Below are 10,863 nucleotides of genomic sequence, written 5' to 3'. Positions count from 1 at the left end.
GCAGCTATCCGGAGCGTAAAGGAGGCTGCCGGTTTTTTCTGTCCATACTGTAAAAAGAAACAAAGCGGCCGGGGGAAGCGGTACGGCTGCAGAATAAAATGATTGGGTGATTGGAAATGAAGAATAAAAAGAATACCAAAGCCGCTGAAGCTGGCAACGGCGCCAAGGCTGCAACGGCTTCCGAGGCTGCAAATGCTTCCAAGGCTGCAACGGCTTCCGAGGATGACGGGAAACGCGGCCCTGCGGGATTTTTCAGGGAGAATGCCCTGTTCTGCCTGCTTTTTTGCGGGATGGGGATTTATTACCTATGGCGCATGTTCTCGATTCCGCCCTGGTACGATGAACTTTATACCTATGAAAACTTTATTGACAGAGGGGTAATCTATTCCATGATTCATTGGCCGCTGCCGAATAACCATGTGTTTTTCTCTGCGTTGTCGGCGGTCCTGAACAAGCTGGGAAGCCCTTATATCGGGCTCAGGGGAATTTCCTTCCTGGCCTCCATGGGCAGCTTGCTGCTTTTGTACCGTATTCTGCGCAAGGCTGTCCCTGCCAATCTGGCTGCGGCGGGCGCCGCGCTGTTTGCGGCAATGTATAATGTGGTGCAGCAGGCGGCCCAGGGGAGAGGTTATGCGCTTTCCGGTTTTTTCCTGCTGGCAGCGGTGAATTGCCTTTATGAAATCTGTGTACCTGATGCAGGCGGGATCAGTGGTGCTTTTGCAGGAACAGGGCAGGAATATGAAAAAGGCGGTCAGAAGGGTGAAGGCAGGATAAAGGAACTGCAGAAAATAAGCGGCAGGGAAATAAAAGGCAGGAAAATAAAAGGGCGGAAAATAAAAGGGCGGAAAATAAAAGGGCGGAAAATAGACCGACGCTTCTGGTATTATGTAGGATTTGCGGCATGCTTAACGGGCGGGCTTTATACGATTGCCAGCAATCTGTACTGGGTGGTTCCGGTGTGCATGGCAGGAGGGCTGTATCTCCTTTTTTCAGGGAAATACAAGACGTTGTTCCGGCTGATAGGGGCTTCTTTGGCAGCAGCTTTGGCAACCTTTGGGCTGTATACGATTATCTGGCTTGCTATTGGCTCCAATTTCCTTGTAAAGGAGGAAGCAGGACCGTTTTTCGGGAAGGGGCATTTTTATGTGCTGCTGCACGATCCATTTGCCGCTTTTTCCAGGGGCATGCAGGCGATGCTTTCTGATCCGAATATTCAGAGCATTGACAGAAGCCGTTTTAACAGTGAATTTATCCAATACCTGGAGCGGGTTGCGAATCAGGTGTATCCAAACGGCGGACGTATTTTACTTGTATTGACAGCGGCAGGGCTGGTTCTTGCGCTTCTGTTGTGTGTCAGGGCATTTTGGAGGAAGGATATGCCTGTGTTTTTCCTCGCTCTTTATACGGTGGTTCTGACCGTTATGGTGCCGGTTTTTCTGACGGTACAGTGTGTGTTCCCGTATCTGCGGGTTTTTACCTATATGGGAAGCGTTCTGGCAATGCTGTTTGTGCTGATGGTGTATGCTGTGGCTGATATCGTGCGCAGCCTTGCGGCAAAAGGAAAAGGGGCGCAAGTCCCGGCGCGTGTGGGCAAATGGGCGGCCTTTGTGTTTGCGGCGGCTGGTATTTTATTTTCGGTATACAGCTGCAGGCTGCCTGAATATAATGCGGGCTATGACAGCAGGGATAATCATATTTATGCGGCCCTGAAACAGCTTGATGAGCAGGAGGTGGATACGGTTCTTGTAGGCGACGTATACGCCAGGCTGAATCTGTATTTCCATATTCAGAGGTGCAGAGGGAAGGAACTGGTTATGGATTATGAGCAGCCGGATTATGTGCTCATGGATAAGGTGCAGACCGGGCCGGAAGGGGAGGCGCTGGTGTGGCCGTATGAGATGAATACGCAGGATTTTCCATGGGAATGGATAGAGGAGCATATGGAGGTTGTCTTTGAGGACGATTCTTATATTGCATATCAGGTGGTGAAATAGGAATAGCCTGGATTTTCTTGACGGAATCATACATCGATCAGATTCAGGCGCAATGTAAATAAATGCACTTTATTTATCAGGAAGCCGTTGTCTTTATAATGGCAGCTTAAATATGTTTGTTTTTCAAATGCTCATCAAATAAAACCACCTGAATTCAGGTGGTTTTATTTGATGACATGAAAAAAGCCCGTAATCTACGGGCTTTTCATAAGCTGCTGACGGGAATCGGACCCGTGACCTCCGCACTACCAATGCGACGCTCTACCGACTGAGCCACAGCAGCATTCCGGTGTCCTGCGAGGTGTTTCTCGCTGTCACCGAAAGCTAGTATAGCATGACAAAATCTGTTTTGTCAACAATAAATTTCATTTTTTTTATTTTTTGTTTTTGGAGAGTTATCAAAGGAAAAAGCATATAGCAATCAGAATGAACCCGGGCAAACAGAAAAAATATATATGGCATAAAATTTTGTCAAGTAACATGACATACTGTTGTCGTGTTACTTGTGTTATTCTGTGTGCAGATAGGAGGTATAAAATTATGATTGAATCAAGATGCGGCCTGCTGTGCAGTGAGTGCAAGTACCGGGAACAGATGGGATGTAAAGGATGTGTAAATATAGACAAGCCTTTCTGGGGCGATGCCTGTCCTTTAAAATCATGCTGTGAAGGGAGAAAACAGGAGCATTGCGGCAGCTGTCCGGAGTTCCCCTGCGAAGTGCTTAATCAGTTTGCATATGCCGAGGAAGAGGGAGACAATGGAAAAAGAATTGAGCAGTGCAGGCAATGGCAGACACAACAGCAAGTCAAAATGAAAAAAGAATATTCATCTGTCCCACAGTCAATGGCTCAAACAGAAACTTATGGCTTTTCCTGGATGGATTTTGTAACGGCAATTCCTTCTCCTTTATTTGTAGCCACATCATATAAATCAAATGGGAAAACGAATGCATGCCTGCAGTCCTGGGCTTGTTTTAGCGGTGATTCAAAGGGATTTTATGCGATATTGTCAAGCGTCAATAAAAAAGGGCATTTATATCAGACTATAAAAGAAAAAAGCGAAGTGGTTCTTAATTTCCCGTCTGCTGATGTATATGAACTTTGCCTGGCAACCATAAAACATAATGGGTTTGAGGATGACGAAATTGCATTATCAGGACTTACTGCAAAACCAGCGTCAAAGGTTGATGCACCGGTTATAGAAGAGTGCTTCATGAATTTGGAGTGTAAATATTTATGGGAACGGGAAATAACTGAAAACAGCCCCCATGTATTAATGTGCCTGGAAGTGGTCAATGTATGTGTGGATGAACAGCATCTGGACGAAACGAAGCAGGGGCGATATGGCGGAAACGGTTTGCTTTATAATATTCACTATCCTATAAATCCGGAGGATTTTACCGGAAAATCACACGATTGGATTGCAGTTCTGACAAAGTATAAGGATATGGGTGAATATTGATATTAGAGAACCGCGGTTCCGGAATTACATAGGAAAAATAAAATTGCAGCAGCGCCTGAAAGTTATAAAGCGCTGCTGAACCAGATGGATAAATGGGCGGCCATGCAGGGGCAGTCCGTTTATGGCACCAATTCACAGGAACAATCCTGGAATATTAATCAGGGACAATTTTCTGATTCTTCAGATATTGTCTGTAAACTGCACCGGGTGGAAATAGATTGGGATAAAGCATCCTCTTCATGCAGTTCAAAATAGTCCCCGAATATAAATTCGATATGTCTGCTGACAACGTCTGAATTGCCGCATTTAAAAATATCGTAACTGTTCAGTACCCCTCACAGTTACTGCTAAAATCCATCCTAAATCGCCTTTGGCGATGGATTTTAGCACTCTTGAATCACTTTCTTACGGTCAACGCAGTAAATGCGCTGACCTGCTGAACAGTTACAAAATATCAACATAATATACAATACTGGAAACATCTTCACTTAAATCATAGTCTGCAGAGTTGTCTCTTTCTATGATAAAGGGTAAGTTTTCTAAAATCTGATTTAACTCGTCTGAATTTATCATTAGAACCCCTTCCATTTAAATATATGCCGCTGAAATCGGCGGATTTTACCTTTTTTACTGTATTGATGATAGATTTTACAGAAAGGCAGTAATGTTAAGATATGTCTTTTATTTCTTTCGGTGCAACAGCGGTTCGCCGTCTGTCTGTGCATTCCGGGATTTAGCAGCTGGGGGGCGGGTGACTCAGGTGAAGAGAGTAACTGTATGATGGTTTGATGTATGAAGATTTAGAGCATGAAACGAGTGGTATTTGAGAATTTTACAGAACAGGCGGTGATTTACCTTTAAATATGCTATGATGTATTCATCAAAGATAAGAGAAGAAAGGGACCGGAAAAATCATGAAAATGATAGAACAACTGCTTGCTCAGGAAAGCGGTTATTTTACAGATAGATCCGTTCTGGAGATAGCATGCGGAGGTGCTGAACTGACTATTCTGGCGGCGCGTACTGCTAAAGAGGTATATTGTATTGACATAGAAAGAAAAAGAGTGCCGACTGTGCTGAATGAAATTGATAATGTGTATTTTAAGATAATGGATGCCTGTAATATGGAATTTAATAAAGATAAGTTTGATACTGCCGTAATCTGGAACGCGGTAGGGCATCTTGATAATCTGCCCCGGGTTATTTCCGAGAGTATGAGAGTTCTTAAGCCAGAAGGTGTTTTGCTTATCTGCGCAAGCTGGAAGCTGGACAAAGTGATTATGGAAGAAAGCCTGCTGCCATTTTTAGATGAGCGGCATTATAGCTACATAGTTAAGAATGGGAAATTTGATGTTATTGTTATAAAAAAGCTGTAATGATAATGTTGCCTTATACAGATAATTTCAGGTATATAACTCTAATATGCTCTTAAGGATGTTATCAGCTTATTTGTCATCGATTCCATGTTGACAAGCACTATCCATTAATGATACCATACAACTAAATATGAATCGTTTCATAACTATTTCAACCACATAAGCGGGCAGTTCGATTTGCCTGCTTTTTTAAGGAGGGAAAGCGTATGTTTTATGGGAGCCTCAGCGGCCTGCCCCTGCTGAAAAAGGGAAAAAGCAGAAGCATTAACTGGGAGAACCGGACGGGAGAAAAAGGAAAGGGAGGGATGGCGGCCAGTGATTTGGGGCCTTCCAGGAAAGGCTCACCCTGTATTCCGGGACTGGAGCCGGGAGAAACCGTGACGCTGGCCGAAATAGACGGTCCCGGCGTGATACAGCATATCTGGATTACGGTGACTGACAGGACAAGCGACAGAAACCGCTATATTCTCCGGGATCTTGTGCTGCGTATGTATTGGGACGGGGAAGAAAGCCCTTCTGTGGAAAGCCCGCTGGGAGATTTTTTCTGCTGCGGCTTCGGCGTGTCCTATCCGGTAAATTCCATGCCCATAGCGGTGAATCCCACCAGAGGCTTTAACAGTTATTTCCCCATGCCTTTCAGGAAAAAGGCTAAAATCACTATTGAAAACCAGTGTGATGAGACAGTAAATGCTTTCTTTTATCAGGTGGATTATTGCCTTCTGGATGAACTTCCGGAAGATACCGGGTATTTTCATGCCAGCTGGAGAAGAGCGCGTCTGACGGAAAAAGGAAAGGATTATGTGATTCTGGACGGCGTTAAGGGACGCGGGCAGTACGTGGGTACCTATATGGCTCTGACAACGCTGGAACGCTACTGGTATGGGGAAGGCGAGGTGAAGTTTTATATCGACGGGGATGAAGAGTATCCCACGATATGTGGAACCGGGACGGAGGATTATTTCGGCGGGGCATGGAGCTTTGCCACGCAGGAGAACGGGCGTACGGTGGAGAATACTTATTGTACTCCGTTCCTGGGCTATCCGTACTATTCCCACCATGACACCTTTCTGCATAATGATTACCACAACGACGACCAAATGCCCCAGAGAAGCTTTTACCGTTGGCACATCATGGATCCTGTCCTGTTTGAGGAGGATTTGAAGGTGACTGTCCAGCAGATTGGGGTGTATCACGGAGGCCTGTTTGAGAGACAGGACGATGTGGCTTCCGTAGCCTACTGGTATCAGGCCGAGCCTCATCAGCCCTTCGGAAAACTGATGGAAAGAAAAGAACGGTGGCCAAGATAGCATGGCGGCCAGAGTACAGGCAGCGGCCAAAAGAAAGAATGGTTATCAAGTATTAAGGAGAACGCAGATGAGCAGAGAATTGGATAAAGCAAGAGAATATGAAGCCGGGAAGAAGGAGCAGATACCGTCGGAACAGAAATGTGTATTTCACCTGACACCGCCGGTGGGCTGGATCAACGATCCCAATGGATTTTCCAGGTATCAGGGCGAATATCATTTGTTTTACCAGTACTATCCCTATGGCACTTCCTGGGGCCCCATGCACTGGGGGCATCAGAAAACAAAGGATTTTATCAAATGGGAGCTGGTTCCCTGCGCCCTGGCGCCTGACACGGAATATGACGGGCAGGGCTGTTTTTCAGGGAGCGCGGTGGAGCACGACGGAAAACATATCCTGATGTATACCAGCGTCTATGACAGGCTGCAGGAGGACGGAACACATAAAATAAGGCAGACCCAGAGTATTGCCATAGGCGATGGCGTCAACTACGAAAAGCTGTCCTGCAATCCGGTTATCAAAAGTGACGCCCTGCCTGAGGGAAGCTCTGTGGTGGATTTCCGCGATCCGAGAATCTGGAAGGAAAAAGATACCTTTTATTCCGTAATTGGAAGCCTGGACGCGGATGGAAGCGGGCAGCTGGCCCTGTTTTCTTCGGCGGATGCCGTGAAATGGCAGTTTAAAAGCATTCTTGACGCCAACGGCGGCAGATATGGAAAGATGTGGGAGTGCCCGGATTTCTTCCCGCTGGACGGCAGCCATGTGCTCATTGTTTCGCCGCAGTTCATGAGAGCGGAGGGGCTGGAATTCCATAACGGGCATAATTCCATATATTTTGTGGGAAGCTTTGATGAGGAAAACGGTAAATTCCATAGAGGCAAGGCAAAAAGCCTGGATTTCGGGATGGATTTTTATGCGCCGCAGACGGTGGAAACTGCAGACGGCAGAAGGGTGATGGTCGGCTGGCTGCAAAGCTGGGATAATTATCTTACCCCGGAGGAGTTTGAGTGGTCCGGAATGATGACTGTTCCCAGAGAACTGAAGCTTAAGAGTGGGAAACTGATACAGAATCCTGTCAGGGAACTGGAAAATTACCGCAGGAATGAGGTTGCCTGCAGGGATGTGAGGCTGTGTGAGGCGGACGGCCAGCGCAGGCTTCCCGGAATCAGCGGAAGAGTCCTGGATATGACGCTGGACGTAGACGTGCGCAGGGCCTCATCCTTTACAGTTCATCTGGCTTCAGACGGAGATTATGTGACTACAGTAAGCTATGATGTGAATCAGGGGACGCTGACCACAGACAGAACCTACAGCGGGCAGCGTAAGGACATGATCTGCAGCCGGACCATGTATGTGGACCAGAAGGATGGTTGTATCCGGCTGAGAGTGCTACTTGATAAATATGCGCTGGAGCTTTTCGTGAATGATGGGGAGCAGGCGATGACCTCTTTGCTGTATACGCCTCTTGAAGCGGATGGAATCGCCTTCTCCTGTACGGGAGAAGCCGTGTTTGACATAACAAAATACGATATTATTGTATAAATCAGGCAGCGGTTTGCATATGCAGCTGCCGGACAGCAGGATGACAGAGGTAAAAAAAGTCCCGGGAGATTGGCGATGGCCGCCATGGAGCTCCCGGGACTTTTTATTTTTCCAATTGCATTTACTGATTTACTGGCCGGGTGTTCCGGCCTGCTGGTCCTGTTGCTGCTGAAGCGCATGGGCATTCTGCAGGGCCATAATCTGAGAATTCAGGTTGTCGATTTCCTGCTGCGCCTGGGTGATTGCGTTCTGCGCCGCTGCCTGGCTGTCAGGATCGGTTGCCGCCGCTGCCTGCTGCTGGGCATTGAGAAGCACTGCCTGCGCGTTCTGCAGGGCTGCCTGCAGGTTTGCCATCTGTGCATCGTAATTGGCCAGCATATGCCTTGCATCCAGCTCCAGCTGCTGCTGGGCGATTATCGCATTGGCATTGGGATCAGCGAAGAATGCGGCATTATGAGGACACTGGTTGGCTGCCGTACCGTCCGCGTTCTGGTTAACATTGCCGCTGAGCGCCGCATCCAGCGCAGGGGTCATGGTTACCGTACCGGGCACGCCGAAAGGACAGAATTCCGTGGCGGGCAGGCCGGAATATTCGCATACCATTCCCTGATAGTGTACATCGCAGGTTTCCGTGGGCACCGTTCCCTTGGCAAAATACTCCGTTTTCAGAGTCTCATCACACATACCCGGAATCGGCAGCTTGCCGGACTGGGAACATACGGTGGCGGTAACGATATCCGCAGGTACATTAAAGGCCTTGTTTTCCAGGTTCTCATGTATCTTGCTCATAGTGGCGCGCCATAAGGTTTTCGCCAGGTTCCTTTCACCGTTCTTGCCGGAAAGCTTGGCGTTATTGTCATAGCCTGTCCAGGTGGTGCAGGTGTAGTAAGGCGTGTAGCCTGCAAACCATACATCGTTGTAATCGGAGGTCGTACCTGTTTTTCCTGCAATGGACATGCCGCCGAAGTTGACGCTTGTGCCGGTACCGGAGGTAACAACATCCACCATGGCGTCCGTCAGAAGGAAGGCAGTGCTTTCCTTGATAACCTGACGGCTTTCCCCTGCGGTGTTGTCAATCAGGATATTTCCGTCGTGATCCACGATTTTGGTATAAAGCTTGGGCTTAATATAGGTGCCGCCGTTTGCGATAGTAGCATAGGAAGCATTCAGCTCCATGTTGGTAACGCCATGGGTGATGCCGCCCAGGGCAAGTGACTGCTGAATATCGGAAAAAATCTGTCCGTTACGTTCTTCGCTTTCCACCAGGGTGGTAAAGCCGAAATTCTGAAGGTAATCATATCCCAGCTGCGGCTTGATGGAGGTCAGCGTCTTAACCGCTATAATGTTCAGGGAGTCGCGGATACCATCCCGGAGGGAACAGATTCCGCGGTAGCCGGAGCTGTACCAGTTGGATACCGGCTTGCCGTTGGCATAGTTAAACGGCGCGTCCACAAATACATCCGCCAGGGTCAGCCCCGCGCTGTCAAGAGCCGGCGCGTAGGTGGATACGATCTTAAAGGTGGAACCGGGCTGTCTGGTGGTGGAGGTGGCGCGGTTTAACGTACGGTTGGCTTCCTTTGCGCCGCGGCCTCCTACAAGGGCAACCACATTTCCGGTGGACTGATCCTCAATGGTCATGGAAATCTGCGGCTGGGGCGTCATGGAAATTTTCTCCGCAAGCACCTCGTCCCCATCCTGAAGAAGGGATGCTTTATAGTTCTCGGCTGCCGCATAGGCATCGTCCTGGGAGGAGAAAAGCAGGGGATATTTTTTATCGCTTCCATTCTGCTTCAGATAATCCTCCAGCATTTCCTTGCTGTAGTTATTGGTTTCCCCGTTGGCGTGCTGGATTGTCAGCTGGTAATTCAGATACCAGGTAGTGCCGTCGGGATAGTTCTCCTCATTGGAGCATACTTCGTCGCAGATAGCCTGGATGGTGGGATCCTGCGTGCTGTAAATCTTCAGGCCGCCGCTGTAAAGCAGGGAAAAAGCCTGGGTTTCCGAATAGCCTGCAGCTTCCAGATCCTCCATGACCATTTCCGTTAATGCATCCACAAAATAGGAGTTGATGGCTGTTTCGCCGGTTTCCTCATTTACAATCTGTATGCGGGAATAAACGTCGTCACCCAGCGCTTCGTCGAATTCGGACTGGCTGATGTAGCCCTGCTCCAGCATGTCGCCCAGCACCTTTTCCCGGCGTTCCGCATTTTTCTCAGGATGGGTGATGGGATTATATCTGGAAGGATTCTGGGTAATGGCGGCAATTACCGCGCACTCGGAGAGATTCAGCTCCCATACATTTTTACCGAAATAACGCTTGGAAGCCGCCTGCACACCCAGGGTGTTCTGCCCCAGGTTGATGGTGTTCATGTAGTTTTCCAGGATTTTATCCTTATCCATCTGCTTTTCCAGCATGATGGCAAGGTACTGCTCCTGGATTTTACGCTTTACCTTGACCGCAAAGCCTTTTTCACTTTCACTTGTCCAGCTTGTAAGAACGTTGTTCTTAATCAGCTGCTGGGTGATGGTACTGGCGCCCTCGGAAAAATGTCCCGAAGTCAGGCCAATGAAACCGGCACGGATAATACCTTTGATATCAATTCCGTTATGTTCGTAAAAACGTGCGTCCTCAATTGCCACGAAAGCATGCGCCAGATTCTCAGGAATCTTGTCCATGCTTACAGGCACACGGTTGGAGCCTTCCGCATCCAGCTTGGCAATCTGATTGCCCTCCGCATCATAAACAAAGGTGGAAAAGCCGCTGGGCGACACATCGATATCCGTATCCGGCGCTGACGCCAGAATGCCCTTTACAACTCCCAGACCGCCGCAGACACCGATAATTCCCACGGCCAGAATGAGCAGAAGAATGGCTTTAAAAAAGGTAAGAGCAAATCGCTTGCTCCATTTTTTTGATTTGGAACGCAGTGCCTTTTTTTTCTTTGCGGCACCTCTTTTGCCATAATTCATGAAATTATGCCTCCTTAAGTTAAAACAGGAAGTTTTATGGAACCAGTATCCACAAAAAACCACCTGTAATGTCCCATTTCAGGGCTTTTTCCGACAGCTCCAAAATGGCATTACTTATCTGATTATAGCAAATATAGGCAGGTAAATAAAGGTTTTTCTTCCATATTAAGAATTGTTCACAATAATATACATTTTTAAACATAGGGGGGAGCTGA

Annotated in this window: 6 protein-coding genes, 1 tRNA gene and 1 pseudogene; 6 read left to right on the top strand and 2 right to left on the bottom strand. The window is 47.9% G+C overall.

Annotated features, from left to right (window positions below; translation table 11 throughout):
* Positions 1-116: 116 nt before the first annotated feature.
* Positions 117-1,994 (top strand): hypothetical protein, encoded by a 1,878-nt coding sequence (locus tag DXC51_RS12555; protein ID WP_147332364.1) that lies wholly within the window; start codon positions 117-119, stop codon positions 1,992-1,994.
* Between the two features lie 210 nt (positions 1,995-2,204).
* Here DXC51_RS12555 and DXC51_RS12550 read toward each other — a convergent pair.
* Positions 2,205-2,277, bottom strand: a tRNA-Thr gene (locus tag DXC51_RS12550).
* Between the two features lie 143 nt (positions 2,278-2,420).
* On the opposite strand from DXC51_RS12550, the pseudogene DXC51_RS30600 reads away from it, so the two are divergent.
* The 5 genes and pseudogenes from DXC51_RS30600 to DXC51_RS12525 form a co-directional block, all read left to right on the top strand.
* Positions 2,421-2,708, top strand: a pseudogene (locus DXC51_RS30600) (DUF3795 domain-containing protein); the annotation flags it as partial.
* 3 nt (positions 2,709-2,711) lie between these two features.
* Positions 2,712-3,455, top strand: a complete 744-nt coding sequence (locus tag DXC51_RS12540) for a flavin reductase family protein (RefSeq protein ID WP_330413830.1) — start codon at positions 2,712-2,714, stop codon at positions 3,453-3,455.
* A gap of 914 nt (positions 3,456-4,369) precedes the next feature.
* Positions 4,370-4,831 carry a class I SAM-dependent methyltransferase gene (locus tag DXC51_RS12535; RefSeq protein ID WP_117544712.1) on the top strand — a complete coding sequence of 154 codons (462 nt, stop codon included), beginning with the start codon at positions 4,370-4,372 and terminating at the stop codon, positions 4,829-4,831.
* A 206-nt stretch (positions 4,832-5,037) separates the two neighbouring features.
* A complete protein-coding gene (locus DXC51_RS12530; RefSeq protein ID WP_021639746.1) occupies positions 5,038-6,138 on the top strand; it encodes a glycoside hydrolase family 172 protein in 1,101 nt (366 codons plus the stop codon).
* Positions 6,139-6,205: 67 nt separating this feature from the next.
* The gene (locus DXC51_RS12525) at positions 6,206-7,678 is read left to right on the top strand and encodes a glycoside hydrolase family 32 protein (protein ID WP_035324083.1); all 1,473 of its coding nucleotides are present in this window, start codon (positions 6,206-6,208) and stop codon (positions 7,676-7,678) included.
* A gap of 129 nt (positions 7,679-7,807) precedes the next feature.
* Here the strand turns inward: DXC51_RS12525 and DXC51_RS12520 are convergent, their stop codons facing one another.
* Positions 7,808-10,648, bottom strand: a complete 2,841-nt coding sequence (locus tag DXC51_RS12520; protein ID WP_021639748.1) for a transglycosylase domain-containing protein — start codon at positions 10,646-10,648, stop codon at positions 7,808-7,810.
* Between the last annotated feature and the right edge of the window lie 215 nt (positions 10,649-10,863).

The organism is Eisenbergiella massiliensis, from assembly GCF_003435485.1.
The sequence above is the reverse complement of the archived record's forward strand: the minus strand, read 5'-3'. Positions and strand labels throughout refer to the sequence as shown.

Bases quoted from the DNA above. Each gene is read 5' to 3' on its own strand.
- DXC51_RS12555 (WP_147332364.1), top strand. From the start codon at position 117: ATGAAGAATAAAAAGAATACCAAAGCCGCTGAAGCTGGCAACGGCGCC.
- DXC51_RS12520 (WP_021639748.1), bottom strand. From the start codon at position 10,648: ATGAATTATGGCAAAAGAGGTGCCGCAAAGAAAAAAAAGGCACTGCGT.
- DXC51_RS12530 (WP_021639746.1), top strand. From the start codon at position 5,038: ATGTTTTATGGGAGCCTCAGCGGCCTGCCCCTGCTGAAAAAGGGAAAA.
- DXC51_RS12535 (WP_117544712.1), top strand. From the start codon at position 4,370: ATGAAAATGATAGAACAACTGCTTGCTCAGGAAAGCGGTTATTTTACA.
- DXC51_RS12525 (WP_035324083.1), top strand. From the start codon at position 6,206: ATGAGCAGAGAATTGGATAAAGCAAGAGAATATGAAGCCGGGAAGAAG.